The organism is Paenibacillus sp. OSY-SE, assembly GCF_000283315.1.
Lineage (GTDB): Bacteria > Bacillota > Bacilli > Paenibacillales > Paenibacillaceae > Paenibacillus_B > Paenibacillus_B profundus.
The window spans coordinates 36524-52128 of record NZ_ALKF01000197.1; the positions used below are offsets into that span (position 1 = coordinate 36524).

The 15605-nt window shown below is 44.5% G+C and carries 16 protein-coding genes; 14 read left to right on the top strand and 2 right to left on the bottom strand.

Annotated elements, in window-relative coordinates; translation table 11 throughout:
• Positions 1–9 precede the first annotated feature (9 nt).
• The 9 genes from A372_RS0123730 to A372_RS39140 all read left to right on the top strand — a co-directional run bounded on the left by A372_RS0123730 (position 10) and on the right by A372_RS39140 (position 9138).
• Positions 10–1593: a response regulator gene (locus tag A372_RS0123730; protein WP_019423408.1), complete on the top strand. Its 1584-nt coding sequence runs from the start codon at positions 10–12 to the stop codon at positions 1591–1593.
• 198 nt (positions 1594–1791) lie between these two features.
• A complete protein-coding gene (locus A372_RS0123735) occupies positions 1792–2538 on the top strand; it encodes a metal ABC transporter ATP-binding protein (protein ID WP_019423409.1) in 747 nt (248 codons plus the stop codon).
• Positions 2539–2555: 17 nt separating this feature from the next.
• A complete protein-coding gene (locus tag A372_RS0123740) occupies positions 2556–3395 on the top strand; it encodes a metal ABC transporter permease (protein WP_036705185.1) in 840 nt (279 codons plus the stop codon).
• Positions 3396–3461: 66 nt separating this feature from the next.
• Positions 3462–4418, top strand: a complete 957-nt coding sequence (locus A372_RS0123745; protein ID WP_026011259.1) for a metal ABC transporter substrate-binding protein — start codon at positions 3462–3464, stop codon at positions 4416–4418.
• Between the two features lie 283 nt (positions 4419–4701).
• A complete protein-coding gene (locus A372_RS0123750; RefSeq protein ID WP_019423412.1) occupies positions 4702–5700 on the top strand; it encodes a LacI family DNA-binding transcriptional regulator in 999 nt (332 codons plus the stop codon).
• Between the two features lie 184 nt (positions 5701–5884).
• The gene (locus tag A372_RS0123755) at positions 5885–7108 is read left to right on the top strand and encodes an ABC transporter substrate-binding protein (RefSeq protein ID WP_051004537.1); all 1224 of its coding nucleotides are present in this window, start codon (positions 5885–5887) and stop codon (positions 7106–7108) included.
• 158 nt (positions 7109–7266) lie between these two features.
• Complete coding sequence (locus tag A372_RS0123760; RefSeq protein WP_019423414.1) at positions 7267–8142, top strand: carbohydrate ABC transporter permease; 876 nt, start codon at positions 7267–7269, stop codon at positions 8140–8142.
• Positions 8142–8978: a carbohydrate ABC transporter permease gene (locus A372_RS0123765; protein ID WP_019423415.1), complete on the top strand. Its 837-nt coding sequence runs from the start codon at positions 8142–8144 to the stop codon at positions 8976–8978. Before A372_RS0123760 ends, A372_RS0123765 begins: the two co-directional genes overlap by 1 nt.
• A gap of 28 nt (positions 8979–9006) precedes the next feature.
• Positions 9007–9138, top strand: coding sequence for a hypothetical protein (locus A372_RS39140; RefSeq protein ID WP_272943479.1), 132 nt, complete (start codon positions 9007–9009; stop codon positions 9136–9138).
• 44 nt (positions 9139–9182) lie between these two features.
• Here A372_RS39140 and A372_RS0123770 read toward each other — a convergent pair whose 3' ends face one another.
• Positions 9183–10232, bottom strand: a complete 1050-nt coding sequence (locus A372_RS0123770) for a 2,3-butanediol dehydrogenase (RefSeq protein WP_019423416.1) — start codon at positions 10230–10232, stop codon at positions 9183–9185.
• A 235-nt stretch (positions 10233–10467) separates the two neighbouring features.
• Between A372_RS0123770 and A372_RS0123775 the strand changes: the two genes are divergently transcribed.
• A complete protein-coding gene (locus A372_RS0123775; protein ID WP_019423417.1) occupies positions 10468–11505 on the top strand; it encodes a LacI family DNA-binding transcriptional regulator in 1038 nt (345 codons plus the stop codon).
• A 280-nt stretch (positions 11506–11785) separates the two neighbouring features.
• Positions 11786–12439: a prolyl oligopeptidase family serine peptidase gene (locus A372_RS0123780; RefSeq protein WP_019423418.1), complete on the top strand. Its 654-nt coding sequence runs from the start codon at positions 11786–11788 to the stop codon at positions 12437–12439.
• Between the two features lie 62 nt (positions 12440–12501).
• On the opposite strand, the gene A372_RS0123785 is transcribed toward A372_RS0123780, so the two are convergent.
• Complete coding sequence (locus tag A372_RS0123785) at positions 12502–13419, bottom strand: LysR family transcriptional regulator (RefSeq protein ID WP_019423419.1); 918 nt, start codon at positions 13417–13419, stop codon at positions 12502–12504.
• 115 nt (positions 13420–13534) lie between these two features.
• On the opposite strand from A372_RS0123785, the gene A372_RS0123790 reads away from it, so the two are divergent.
• The 3 genes from A372_RS0123790 to A372_RS34655 all read left to right on the top strand — a co-directional run bounded on the left by A372_RS0123790 (position 13535) and on the right by A372_RS34655 (position 15572).
• Positions 13535–13957 carry a tautomerase family protein gene (locus A372_RS0123790; protein WP_019423420.1) on the top strand — a complete coding sequence of 141 codons (423 nt, stop codon included), beginning with the start codon at positions 13535–13537 and terminating at the stop codon, positions 13955–13957.
• Positions 13954–14694 (top strand): SDR family NAD(P)-dependent oxidoreductase, encoded by a 741-nt coding sequence (locus A372_RS0123795; RefSeq protein ID WP_019423421.1) that lies wholly within the window; start codon positions 13954–13956, stop codon positions 14692–14694. The genes A372_RS0123790 and A372_RS0123795 overlap by 4 nt, the downstream gene beginning before the upstream one ends.
• 152 nt (positions 14695–14846) lie before the next feature.
• Positions 14847–15572: a thioesterase II family protein gene (locus A372_RS34655; protein ID WP_036705169.1), complete on the top strand. Its 726-nt coding sequence runs from the start codon at positions 14847–14849 to the stop codon at positions 15570–15572.
• Positions 15573–15605 lie beyond the last annotated feature (33 nt).

Sequence of the window (15605 nt, forward strand, 5' to 3'; positions counted from 1 at the left end):
GAGAGCGATGTGAATCTTCTTATTGCGGAAGACGAAACCAGATTGCTGGAAAATTTATCACATATGCCCTGGGACAAGCATGCTATTGAAATGGTGGGAACGGCGTGTAATGGAACGGAGGCTTTAATCCAAATTAAGCAAAAGCAACCAGACATCTTGCTGATGGATATCCAAATGCCTGAAATGGATGGACTCACCTTGGCGCGCGAAGTTACCCGTGAACATCCGCATATCAAGATCATTATTTTGAGCGGTCATGATAATTTTAAATATGCTCAGGCGGCGATCGAACTAGGAGTATATAAATATTTGCTCAAGCCAGCCGGCGAAAGCCTCATCCTTCAGTCCGTGCGTGACGCGGCACAATGCATACATGCCGAGTTCATCGAACGGAGCAACCGTGTCATGCTTCAGGAGCAATGGACACATTACCTGCCTATCCTTCATCAACATTTTTATAAGAACTTGGTGCATGGACATTATCGGCTTGAAGAGATTGAACATTACAGAAAGTCGTTAAAGCTAGAGATGGACTTACATTCCAGCTATGCTCTAATCATTATAGATGTAGACGAACATGCTAGCCGAATTGCTGAAGGCAGCTTGGATTCGAACAAGCTAATCCATTTGATTCGTGAATTACTGTCTGACTCCGATTATTATCTATGTAAGGACGAGAACGGCTCGACCATTGTCATAGGAAAGATCCCGGGTAAGGAAGATGTGCGCCAAGAGTTGTTTGGCATTCACACCACGATGGAAAAGCTGCTTAGAAATATCAAACAATGCCTCGATATATCTGTAAGTGCAGGAATCAGCGGGGATGCTGGCAGGCTCCATGAATTGCATCCGTTATATGTTCAAGCGAAAAAAGCGCTGCAAAATCGCGCAGTCTACGGCGGAGGAATCGCAATCCCTTATCACGAGCCGCATCAGATCGATGGCATGCTTCATACTCATCATGCACATGATGACAAGCAGCTCGAGATGGCCTTGGAAACAGCAGACGAAGAGCTTGCCATACATATCATTACAAATATGTGGGAGGCTTCGAAGAGCAACTCTGCTTCCTACGAGTCAATCATGGAGCAAATGTTATATATTACGGGTGTGCTAGCGCTTTTTATACGTAAACGCGGATGGTCCATTCAAGAAGTCACCGGCACGGATTTTGCTTATCTTTATAATTTGCAATCGCTCACAATCCCGGACCGCATGTATGATGTTTTGCGCAGCGCCGTGAAAAGCATTGTGTCCTACTCTCATTGTCACGACAGAAAAGTGACTCACAAAACCGTAGAAGCCATTTTGGAGCTGTTGGAGACGAAAGTGGAACAAGAATTCACCTTGCATACACTTGCCGATCGCTTTTACGTGAACGCTTCTTATTTAAGCCGTTTATTCAAGCAAGAAACAGGCATGTCCTTTACCTCGTATGTGCTAGAACGGAAGATGGAGCGGGCGAAGGCCGCTTTGATGAACGGGGCTAGAGTGTATGATGCGGCCTCTATGATAGGATACCGGGATATCAGCTACTTCACTAAAATGTTCCGCAGATATTGGGGGGTAACACCGGGCAGCATCAAGAAATAGATTCAACCATCCACTTTCTTTATAGCTAACAAAAATTTGCAAGCTGATTTCCTGTACTCAACAGGAGTCAGCTTGTTTTGTGCTGAAAAAGTTCAGCTCTTCATTTTATTTTTCCCTCATGCAACAAAATTTATCTTGATAAAAATATTTTCCTTAGGTAAAATGTGAGTAACGGATTAGGAGGAAGGAGAAACAGACATGACTTGTGCTTTAACAGTGAATGATCTTTATGTGTCTTACTACGGCAATGAAGCGTTAAGAGATATTAGCTTTTCTATTGAGAAGCAGAGCCTTGTCGGCATTATCGGACCGAATGGAGCGGGAAAATCTACTCTTTTAAAATCATTATTGAAATTGATTCCGCGCGACAAAGGAGAAGTAACGATTTTAGGCAAAGAAGTGGAACAGGTTCGCAAGCAGATTGCTTATGTGCCGCAGCGAAGCAATATTGATTGGGACTTCCCAATTTCGGTATTGGAAACGGTGCTGCTGGGCACTTATCCTAAGCTTGGAGTCTTCCATCGGCCGAAGAAAAGGGAAAGGATGTGGGCTCATGAGTGCTTAGAGAAAGTCGGGATGGAACCTTTTGCAGAGCGGCAAATTGGTGAGCTCTCCGGCGGACAGCAGCAGCGTGTTTTCTTGGCTCGGGCGCTTGCTCAGGAAACGGAAATCTTTTTTCTCGACGAGCCGTTCGTCGGGATTGATATATCAAGCGAAGAAACCATTATTCAGATTCTGAAAGAACTGCGTGATAGCGGTAAAACCGTACTCGTGGTGCATCATGATTTGAGCAAGTCGGACGAGTATTTTGATGAATTGGTGCTGTTGAATAAAGAGCTTGTTCGTTACGGTACGGTAGAAGAAGTAATGAATCCGAAGATGATCGCTCAGGCTTACGGAGGACAGCTTTCATTTTTAAAAGATATGGTGGTGACGGGCGCGTGAATTTCTTCGAGGCAGTTATGCAGTATGGCTTCTTACAAAAGGCGCTAGTCACATCGATTATGGTCGGCGTCATCTGTGGCGTCATCGGTTGCTTTATTATTTTGCGAGGCATGGCGCTCATGGGGGATGCCATTTCTCATGCCGTTCTTCCCGGCGTCGCTTTATCGTACCTTTTTGGCGTCAACTTTTTTTTCGGCGCGGTGCTGACCGGCATCTTGACAGCGATTGGTATCGGCTATATTAGTCAGAACAGTAAAATCAAGAATGACTCTTCCATTGGCATTATGTTCACGTCGGCGTTTGCTTTAGGTATTATATTGATAACAATTCTCAAGAGCAGCACTGACTTATACGACATTTTGTTCGGCAATGTGCTGGCCGTAAGGCCTTCGGATATGTGGATGACTTTTGGCATCGGAATTCTTGTGTTGGCAGCTGTATATATTTTTTATAAAGAACTGCTCGTCAGTTCCTTTGACCCGACAATGTCCCAATCATATGGCCTGCCCAACAAGCTGATTCATTATTTCTTAATGACGCTGCTGACCATGGTGACGGTAGCTTCATTGCAAACGGTCGGGATTGTGCTCGTTGTGGCCATGCTGATAACACCGGCGTCCACTGCTTATTTATTATCGGACCGGCTGTGGAAAATGTTGTTTATCGCTGCAGGCTGTGGCGCGCTATCCGCAGTACTTGGACTGTACATCAGCTTCCGGTACAACTTGGCTTCTGGAGCAACGATCGTCCTGGTCGCAACGGTTCTGTTTATTACGGCATTCATGTTTTCACCGAAACAAGGCGTGGTATGGCGCTCGTTAAAAAGCCGGAAACAAAAGTCCGCAGTCAACTATTAATAATGTATTAGGAGAAGGAGGGAGCGCAGATCAGCAAATTGAGAGAGTGATCTGCGCGTAAAGATGATGAAAAAAAGAAATTTACTTATTACTGTGATTATGGCAATTTCGATGCTTGCGCTTGCCGCATGCGGTGGAAAAGAGCCTGCAGCTGGCGAGGCTTCGCAATCGAAGGATAAAGAGAAGCTGCAAGTTATTACGACTTATTCTGTTATATATGACATCGTCAAGAATGTAGGTGGAGACCGGTTGGACGTTCATAGTCTGGCACCTATCGGATCTGACCCCCACCAATACGATCCGCTGCCTGATGATGTGAAGAAGACGACGGATGCCGATATTGTATTCTATAATGGGCTGAACCTAGAAACGGGGGACGGCTGGTTTGAGAAAATGATTGAGACGGCCGGGAAAACGGGAGAAAACGCCCCGGTCTTCAAAGTAAGCGAAGGAGTCAAACCGATGTACTTGAAATCGGGTGGACACGAAGGCGAGGAAGATCCGCACGCGTGGCTGGATGTAGAAAATGGAATCATCTATACCGAAAATGTAAAGAAAGCGTTGATTCAAGTCGATCCCGAACATAAGGAAACCTATGAAAAAAATGCAGATGCTTATATCGAACAATTGAAAAAATTGCATGATTCTGTGCAGCAAAAAATGAATGAACTGCCTAAAGAAAAGCGAATTCTGGTAAGCAGCGAAGGGGCCTTTAAATATTTCTCCAACGCTTACGGCTTCGATGCTTACTATATTTGGGAGATCAATTCCCACGACGAAGGGACTCCGGAACAATTAAAGTCGATCATTGAAATCATTCGCAGTCATGATGTCAAAGCGTTGTTCGTCGAGACGAGCGTCGACTCGAGAAGTATGGAGACCGTTTCTGCAGAAACGGGCGTTTCGATTGCCGGCACGATATTCACGGACTCGCTTGGCAAACCAGGCGAAGATGGGGACACATACATTAAGATGGTTGAATGGAATGCTGATGTTATCTACAACGGACTAAAAAGTAAATAGATCGATCGTCTTTCAGAATAGACCGGATGGAACAGACTGTTCCTCCGGTTTTTTTTGCGGGATTTGCTGGTCATTCAGAAATTGAACGCCTGTCTTGGGACAACTTCAACGTGAGCACCATCACTGATTGCAACGATACCTATGACCATATGAGCCACGTCGTTCAATCTAGTTAATTAACATTGTCCTGACCCCATTTCCAACAATCACGTACGGATATAATATAGACTTTTTATTTTTCATGCTATATTAAGATTATATCCATCACTGAAGGAGGATCGACATGATCAGTGGGTTAAAGGAAATAGCTAAGCTCGCAGATGTCTCGGTTTCAACCGTGTCCAATGTACTAAACGGTCGCAAAAATGTAGGACAAGCGACAAGGGAACGAGTTTTGAAGATTTGCAGTGAAAAGGGGTACTATCCAAATTCATCGAACAAAGCAAGTAAAAGCAATACGATCATGTTTATATTCAGTGACTTTGACCGTGACTACTATTTGCAAATCATAAAAGGGATTAACCATTGTCTTTCAGAAAATGGATATGATTTAGTAATATGCACGAATAAGTCCAGCGCTAATTTGATACGAAGCAATATTGCGAGCGGAATCATCAGCTTAGATCGCAATATGACCGATGATGATTTAATTTCTTTTGCAACGCCTCAGTTTCCTATTGTCCTGATGGACAGAATGATTGAAGAAGAATACGCCAATACCAAAAGCGTAATCGTTGATAACTATCCCGTAATGTGTGAGATGGTACAGGCTTTGGTTGACAATGGATATAAACAGTTTGGATTCATTGGCGGTGTGGAATTTACCTTGGATCATAAAGAACGCTTTGCCGGCTTTGTGGATACCTTGGCAAAGAATGACATAACATTTGACAGAAGGAACTATTTCCACGGTGATTATAGTGAGAACAGCGGCTATCAGGCAGCCAAGATTATAATCTTAAGCAATGTGATGCCTGAGGTGCTGGTGTGTGCGAATGATAATATGGCCATTGGGGCGATTAAAGCATTTGAGGAAAACAAAATCAGAGTGCCGGAAGATATTTCGGTTACAGGGTTCGACAATTCGGATGCAGCGGTAATGGCGGGATTAACCACCATTTCGATCCCTCGCTATGAAAGCGGGTATCTGGCGGCCAAAGAGCTGTTGGCCATGATAAAGGGTGCAACGTGCAGGGAACCAGTTAAGCTAAGCGCAACTATTCAGTGGAGAAAATCCGTGAAGCAAGTAAAAAAATACGGATTTTTATTAAAAAACAAGTGAAATTTTATGATGTTTTTTATCAATAATTTATGAAAACGTATTCATTTTTTGTTGACATGTGAATAAAAACCCAATAAGATAGCTTTGAAAGCGCTTTACTACATAAATGAATATTCTTATTGGGGAGGCGTGAAAATTGAGAAAAGGTAAAAAAGGTAAACATGTGCTAAGTCTATTGACCGTGATGGCTCTGATCGCAACCTTGATCGGCTGTGGCAGTTCTGAAAGCAGCAGTTCCAGTTCTTCTACCGATTCAGCAGGTCAAGAAAAATTAAAGAAAATTACTATCTTCCAATCGAAGGTTGAAATCACGGAGAAGTTGGAAAATGTAGTGAAGAAATATACGGAGGAAACCGGTAATGAAGCTGAAGTATGGGGAGCTGCTGGAGACAACTACGGGACTCAATTGCAAATGAAGCTTACCAGCAATCAAGGACCATCTATTTTCAGCATCGGAACGGGTACGGAAGCAGAAAAGTTTAAATCCTACTTTTATGATATGAGCAATGAGGAATATGTGAAGAACATTGCTCCTAATATGGCGCTGGAGATCAATGGGAAAATTGTAGGCGTTCCTTACGGTGTAGAGGGATATGGCTTGGTCTATAGCAAGGAGATGGTTGATCCATCAGAAGTGAAAGACCTTGACTCTTTCAGCAAGACACTTGAGAAGTTCAAAGCTGAAGGTATAAATGGTCTTGCTCTATCACAAGAGGGGTACTTCTTAATTGGACATATTATCAATACTCCTTTTGCATTACAGCCAGATTATCAAGACTATATTGAGAAATTGAACAACGGCGAAGTGAAGATGTCGGAGACAAAAGAGTTCCAGGAGTTCGCGAAATTTATGGATGCCATCAAATCGTATGTGAAAAATCCGCTGGAAATCAAATATGATACCCAGATGGGGGATTTTGCTACAGGCAAAACAGCGATGGTTCATCAAGGAAACTGGAGCTACTCCATGCTGAAGGATTACGGGGATTTTGGTTCGAAAATCGGCCTGATGCCGTTCCCGTTGGCAGGCAACGATAAGCTCACAGTCGGTGTAGCAAGCAACTGGGTGATTAATGGAACAGCGGATGCAGATGAAATCAAAGCGGCTAATGCCTTCCTAGACTGGCTGTTCAACAGTGAAACAGGTAAAAGCACAATTGTTAACGACTTCCAATTCATTCCGGCGATGACAAATATCGAAGCAGGTGATCTCGACCCATTGTCTGAAGCGGTGTATGAAGCAACAAAGAGCGGCAAAACACTTCCAACAGCTAACAACTATTTCCCAGCTGGCATCATTATGAACGATTTGGCTCCTGCTGCACAAGAGTACTTCCTGAGCAAGGACATGACGGGTGAACAGTTCCTGCAGAAGCTCGACGAAGTGTGGGCAAAAGCGTCAAAATAAAATATATCTTTCTAAGTAAAAAAACAAAAGCCTAACCTTTGAGGTTGCATGCATTAGAGCGCTAGGCTTTTTGTTTTTCTCTTGAACGTAATCGTTTTCAGGTGAAATTAAAGGTTTATTGTGGTTACATGAACCTTACTGGAAAGAAGGGGATGGGTATGAAGAAGAGAAAGGATAAGCTTTGGTTCGTATTATTTACGTTCCCCTTGCTCTTTATCTTCACAACGGTTGTCATCATGCCGTTTATATTCGGTATTGCATATTCCTTCGTGAAATGGGATGGCATTCCTGCTAATCCGAAAGTGTTTGTTGGTCTTGACAACTTTATTCAGTTGTTTAAAGACGAACGATTTCTCTCATCCGCATGGCACACCGTAAAATTTACCGTGCTGGCCGTGATATCCGTCAATGTGCTGGGACTTGCCTTTTCGCTGTTCGTGACTACTAAGCTGCGTGTAAGAAATGTGGCGAGAACGTTGTTCTTTATGCCTAACCTTATCGGCGGCTTAATACTTGGATATATATGGCAATTTATTTTTACCGATGTGTTTGGTTATTTAGGGCAATCAACAGGGTTTGACGGCATATTCTTCAACTGGCTGCTTGATCCTCAGTATGCCTTATATGCAATCGTAATCGTCTTTACTTGGCAGGTGGCTGGATATACGATGATTATATATATTGCTGGCCTCCAAGGGATTCCAGACGAGCTTGTTGAAGCGGCCAAGGTGGATGGAGCGAATGTGTGGCATAGATTGACCAAGATTACCTTACCGCTGCTTATGCCTGCTTTCACCATTTGTCTCTTTTTGACGCTATCTGGTGCATTCAAAATTTACGACGTCAACTTGTCTATGACTAGAGGGGGACCTAATAACGCTACAGAAATGTTTGCAATGAATATTTACAATGAAATATTCGCCTATGGCAATTACGGGCTGGGTCAAGCTAAGGCCGTTATATTCTTTCTCGTGGTAGCTGTATTCACCTTGACTCAAGTTGTTATGACGAAAAAGAGAGAGGTGCAATATTAATGAGGAAAACAAGCATGCTATTACTCGAAATATTGCTTCTCGTCCTTGCCGTTATATTCCTGTCGCCGATATATATGATGGTGGTCAACTCTTTCAAAAACCGTGCGGAATTATATGAAAATGCACTGGCATTACCTACTTCCTTCAGCTTTCAATTCTATAAAGAAGCTATGCAAAAGATGAACTTCTTCACTGCTATTGGCAACTCTTTATATGTAACGATTGTTTCTGTCCTGATCGTTATCGTATTGGCTTCGATGACGGCATGGATGCTCGTAAGAACCGACAATAAGCTAAGTAAAATCATCTTTATGACGTTGGTTGCGACGATGCTGATTCCTTTCCAAACCTTGATGATGCCTTTGATGCAGGTGATGGACTGGATTCGCACCAATCTGCATCTTCCGATGCTGAATACGCATGAAGGCTTGATCTATATGAACGTGGGATTTGCTTCGGGTATGGCCGTTTTCCTTTATCACGGCTTTATCAAATCGATTCCGATTGATTTGGAGGAGGCGGCGACGATCGACGGCTGCAGCAAATTCGGCGTCTTTTGGCGAATCGTATTTCCAATGCTGACAAACATTACGATTACGGTTGCCATATTGAATGTGATCTCGCTCTGGAATGACTACCTCCTTCCGTCATTAACATTAGCCGACAAAGGTCTGCGCACGATTCCATTGTCGACCTTCTATTTCTTTGGAGAGTTCACCATTGTATGGAATCAGGCGATGGCGGGATTAACATTAACAATTATCCCAGTTGTCATTTTTTATATGTTAGCACAAAAATACATTATTAAAGGTATTGCGTCAGGCGCAGTCAAATAAGAACGAAAGAGAGGGATCAGAGCATGGCATGAAACGAATACGCTCGCTTGTGCTCACGATCCGCTATGTGGAGACGCCGTTCTATCTAACGCACGAATCTACTTTTAATGAGGAAAGCCTGCGGCTAGTTGTCTCGATCAATATAGAACTTGCGAGATAAGGAAAGTCGGATTTCCGCTCTTACAGAAATCCGACTTTTTCTTCTTATTCTGCTTTGACAAGAATTTTGACTTGATTTTTTTCTTTTAAGAGGGTTTCAAAGCCTTCTTCCACAACCTCATCAAGCTTGATTCGTTTCGTAACGAGCTTATCGGCGGGGAAATACCCCTTTTCCATCAAGCTGATAACTGCAGGGAATACATCACGGTAACCGATAATTCCTTTAATTGTGCGTTCCTTCGTTACAATTGTGTTGGGCTTAATAGCAGCCTCTCTTTCGAAAATACTTACAATCATAACTTCGCCGCCAATTCTTGTGGAATCAATGGCGTCCGTTAATACACGGGGAACACCGGTGACTTCATAAGCGACGTCTACTCCGCCATTTGTCCGTTCATGAAGTTCTTTCACAACATCAAGCTTGGAAGGGTCTAGTACAATGGCGCCCAGCTCTTCTGCTTTTTGTTTGCGTTGTTCGGATAGCTCGACGGCATAGATTTCCGCTGCGCCAGATGCTTTTAATGCCTCAATCACTAGCAGGCCGATAGGGCCGGTACCGAACACGACTGCACGATCCCCGACTTTCAGCTTGCTCTGACGGACTGCATGAAGGGCAACCGCAGAGGGCTCCACTAGAGCGCCTTGCTCATAAGACACACGCTCAGGGATTTTGTGCACCATATATTCTTCTGCAGCCACGAACTCAGAAAATCCACCGCCGCCGCCAGCAAGGCCCAGGAAGCCCATTGTGCTGAAAAGATTATATTTTCCTTGTTTGCAGGCTTCACATTCACCGCAAGCGTAGATCGGCTCCACCACAACCCGATCGCCTGGTTGAACCTTCGTTACACCTTCACCAACTTCTATGACTTGCCCGGAAAATTCATGTCCCATGACAATGGGAGCCATCTCTCCCGTTATGGGGTGAGGGCTGCCTTCTGGAATAAAGATAGGTCCTGCTGTATATTCATGTAAGTCGCTGCCGCAAATCCCGCACCATTCGACTTTAATTTTCACTTTTCCTTTTAGAGCTGCCGGTTCTTCAATGTTCTCCAAGCGTAAATCCTTTACACCATGCCATCTCAATGCTTTCATTACTATCATCTCCCCAGAAGTGTAGAAAAAATGTTGTAAGGATATCATAAAATCATGGAAATAGATAGAGAATATTGGAAACGTTTCCGATATTAAATATGTCACACTATCGCCATGATGTCAAATATGATAAACACCCGCGGGAAATTATAATGAATAATGTATATACTAAGGAATGATGTGTTTCATTTGTTCTAAACGTAAATTGGAAGCAATTCCATCATTGGCAGGAGGGATGTTCGAAGTGGTTAATAAAAAGGTTACGATTGAAGATGTAGCTGAAAAAGCGGGTGTCGGCATCGCGACTGTATCCAGAGCTATTAATAATGCGGATGGAATTAGTCCAAAAACAAAAGCTAAAGTCATGGAAGCCATAGAAGAGCTTGGATTTATACCTAACGCCTTTGCCCAGAGCTTAAAAGTGCGTCAAACCAAGCAAATTGCGCTAGCCGTTCCTGATATTCGCAACGCATTTGTTCCGGAAATTGCATATGCTGTCGAACAAGCTGCCAAACACTATGGCTATCGCGTCGTTCAAATCAATACGTTAGGAAATGCAAGAGCAGAGCTGGAAATTTTAAAGGAAGTAAAGAAGCTTCATGTTGATGGACTCCTTTTATTGCCGCTTGCCTATCCGAAAACACTAAAAGACTGGATTAATAAATCCAGTATTCCTATATCCATCATCAATTACGGGAAAAAATTAGACTCGGATGTCAAGGCGGATATCGTAAGTATGTCCGCTCAGGAAGGCAGACTAGTCATGGAGCATTTGCTTAACATTGGCAGAACTAGAATCGCTTATGCAGGCGCTCCCAAAGATATTATCGAGGAGAGGTTTTTCGCTTATGAAGATGCCTTGCATCATGTCGATATATCATTGGTCTATTTCGGTGATGATTTCTCGTTGCAGACAGGAATGAAGGCAGCCGATTACTTTACTGGGCTTACGAATATGCCTGACGCTATCTATGCGGGAAACGATATGATCGCAATTGGTTTGGTTAATCGGTTCAAAGAATTAGGTATCCGCGTGCCTGAAGATATCGCTGTCGTTGGCATCGATAATATACTGTGGGGCACGATTACGACGCCGAAACTCAGCTCCGTCTCGATTATGGGGGCTGAAGTGGCAAGAGTGGCAACAGAACTGTTGTTGAATCGGATTATAGAGCAAAAAAAGGGAGTTTACGAGCGGGTTCAATTCGAACCTCGCCTCATCGTGAGAGAGTCAAGTGTATCCATGACTCGCACTTCTCAGCAGCTGGATTGATTCAGGATTGGATGCGGGGGTATCTTTGGTCCTGTTTGTCATTCAAATAGGAAAATAAAGAGCATTAATTTCATAATCATTGCAAAAGGGCTTGTGGGGCTTAATCCTGCGGGCCTTTTTGAGCCTGCTAGATTATGCGGATTACATGTTGCGTAATATTAAACAATCGCTTTAAAACGGGGAGCGTTAGTGCGAAATTCAGGCTGTCAACCGAGCTGGCAGGGGAGTAAAATAAGTTAGAGGAAAATAAATGTTAGTCGAAAGGAGGGGAATGAGTCTTATGAGTCAAACTGTTTTGCGGATGGAAAAAGAATTGAAAAAGAAGGTGCAATTAAACTACCTTTTGCATTTGCCAGATGGATATGAAAAAGGATCTCCAAAGAAATGGCCTCTGATCCTGTTTCTTCATGGGGCAGGCGAATGCGGCGATGATATTGAATTGGTAAAAATACATGGTATCCCAAAGATTGTGGAACAGAAGCCAGACTTTCCATTTGTTGCGGTGTCTCCCCAATGCCCGGCGGATTCTTCTTGGAATGTTGAACAAGATGCTGTCATGGCTCTAGTGGATGAGATCACGGCACACCACAACGTAGATTCAAAGCGAATATACTTGACGGGGCTAAGCATGGGTGGTTATGGAACCTGGCACTTGGCAGCCGAATATCCGGGAAGGTTCGCGGCAATCGCTCCGATTTGCGGTGGCGGCAATCCCAAACGTATCAATGAATTAAAAGGAACACCCGTCTGGGTTTTTCACGGCGCAAAGGATAATGTGGTGCCACTTGCTAAATCAGAAGAAATGGTATCAACGCTTCGAGCCAATGGCGGGGACGTCAAATTCACGGTATATCCTGACTTGAAACATAACTCTTGGACGACAACGTATGATAATCCGGAGTTGTATGCTTGGTTTCTCAGCCATTCTATATAATGCAACCGGGAGCGGCAGTCTAGAGCTTTATTTTCAAGCTCTTGGCTGCCGTTTTATCTAAATCAACTACGAGAGGAGTCATCATCCAACGTATCTCCGGGTCCAGCCAGTTCTTGCTTGAGATATTGATAAAGCTTTGCACAAGCCAGCTTCAATGGATAATCGGCAGCTTTGCAGAGCATGCCAAAAGTGATGCTGATCCGGGTGCCATTTATTTTGCGAGCGACAGTACCCGATAGCTGCGGGGATGCGATACTTTTGGGAACTAGCGCAATGCCGAGCCCGCCCTCTACATAGTGTTTCATGGCAGCCATACTGCTGATTTCCATCGTTTCCACTTGATTTTCGCATCGTTCTTGCAGCGCGATTTCGATTTTTTTGCGATATAAACAATTTTTGGATGTAAGAAGCATGCGATGATGTTTAATATCCTCGAAAGAGAGCGTCGGGTTGCTTGCAAGCGGGTGCCGCTCTGGAACTAGAAATACAAGATCCTCTGAAAATAACGGTTCGAAGTAAAGAGCGGTTCCGATGTCCTGTCTCGAACAGAGAGCCAAGTCAAGCTCTCCTTTTAGAAGCCGCTCGCTTAAGGCGGCTGTATTCGCAATGTCCACCGAGATGCGGATCTTCGGATATTTGGATAAGAATCTGTCTAATATGCCGGGCAACTGGCAGCTGGCGATAGGTTCTACCGCCCCCACACGAATATTTCCTGCCTCTCCCACTAACATATCGGACATTGTGGCTTCCAGATGTTCTATATCCTTTACAATATGCGTACTTTGTTGATGGAACACTCGGCCTGCTTCGGTGAGCTGAAATAGTTTACCCCGTTCGATCAATAGAATACCCAACTCCGCTTCGAGCTTTTTAATTTGCATCGTCACGGTGGACTGGGCATAATTCAGTTCCTCGGCCGCTCGGTTAAAGCCCCCGAGTGACACGATCCTATGAAAGGTCTTTAATGCTTTCAGATCCATTTCAACCTCCGTTGTTCAATAATATTGAATTATCGATTCAATTAATTCAATTATACAAAACGATTAGAGAGATATACAATATCGTTACAAGAATACTGCAGAGGGGGAAACGCATATGCCGTTTGTTCGAATTGACCTGCGCACGGGAAGATCGGAGGCAGAACTCCGCAATATAAGCCGGAACATACATCGCGCCATGATCGAGACCATCGACGTGCCTGAAGATGATTACTTTCAAGTGATTACCCAGCATGGAGAAAATGAATTTTTTTATGACCCGAACTACTTGAATATGAACCGCACGGCAGACATGATCTATATTCAAATAACGATGAAAGGCCGAACGCTTGCGAAGAAGCGGGCTTTATATGCGCGCATCGCCGAACGGCTGCATGCAGCCGCAGGAATTCGGACGCAGGATGTCATGATTATTGTAACGGAGACTGACGTAGAGAATTGGTCGTTCGGGAACGGTATTGCCCAACTCGCGCCACATGGGGAAATTGGCGCAACAATGGAAAAGGAGTGGATGAGATGAATTTAAAAAACAAAGTGGTTCTCGTTACCGGCGGCGGAACAGGGATCGGCAAGGCTGCGTGCATCGAATTGGCTCGGCGGGGAGCAATTGTAGCCGTGAACTATTCGCGATCAAAAGCAGAGGCGGAGGAGACGGCGCAAATGATTGAAAACGAAGGCGGACGCGCTATAGCCATACAAGCCGATGTGTCCCGTGACGGGGAAGTGCGGAGCATGGTCGAGCTAATTGTCCATCAATTCGGAACTGTCGATTTGCTCGTCAACAATGCCAGTATTACCCGGCACATTCCGCTGGACGATCTGGAAGCGGCGACAGAAGAAGTATGGGATGAGTTGTACGCGGTTAATGTTAAAGGCATGTTTTACTGTGCAAGGGCCGTTGCTCCCTTCATGAAGGAAAATAAACGCGGCGCCATTGTCAACGTGGGCAGCATTGCGGGATTGGCCGGGGCAGGCTCCTCGCTTCCATATGCCGTATCCAAGGCGGCGGTGCATGGGCTGACAAAATCGCTGGCACGCGCTTTGGCGCCGGAAATCACAGTGTGCAGCGTGGCGCCGGGAGCCGTCGCGACAAGATGGTGGGCAGGACGGGAAGAGAAGATGAACCGATTGAGCAGCAATCTGCTGCTGCAGCGCATTTCGACACCGGAGGATATCGCCCATCTCATCTGTTCGGTGCTGGAACAAGAATCGATGACAGGTCAAATCATTACCGTGGACAGCGGGCAAACTCTGTAATCAAAATCGCGGGGCGCATAAATGTTTGTAAATTTACAAATTCCACCTTACTTCGACATCCTATATTTAGTATGATTTAGGATACAGGCGAACCGGAACAAGAAGCCGTGCAGCTACGGCAAATATCATATCGGTATCGATAGGAGTGTGTCATGAGTAAAGTAAAACTATTTTGCGTTCCATATGCAGGAGGCTCCGCAATGATATACAACCCATGGAAAAATGTCATGGGTGATGCCATAGAGCTTATACCGTTGGAATTGGCGGGCAGGGGCAAACGTTTTGGCGGCCCCTTCTATAAGTCGATTCGTGATGCCGTCGAAGATATTGCAGAACAGATTATTCCACATATCGATAGCGGTTCATATGCTCTGTGGGGGCACAGCATGGGGGCAGTTATTGTGTATGAGCTGTGCCATTATATGCGGCAGCAGGGACATCCGCTGCCTGTTCATTTATTCTGCTCAGGCAGCACCGCTCCCCACCTGAGGAAGAAGGATAAGCCTATTCACGACCTGCCGGAAGAACAATTTCTGAAAGAAATTGAAGAGCTGGAAGGAACGCCGCAAGAGTTTTTCCAGAACAAAGAACTAATTAATTTGTTTTTGCCTATTTTGCGGCACGACTTCATGATTATTGAGCAGTACGAATATGAAGAGAAGGCGGACAAGTTGCACACGGATATGAGCATTTGGTATGGGAGCGGCGAATCCTTTGTCAATGAAGTGCAGGGATGGGGAACCCATACTTCCAAATCGTGCAGACTCCATGAATTTCAAGGAGGACACTTTTTTCTCTTTGATCATGTTCAAGCAATTGCAAATGAAGTCAACAACACCTTGGTGCCTTATGAAATTGCGCACGCCATAAAGAAGTGAGCATATGGGTGGACTCATGGGCATTCGTAGGCA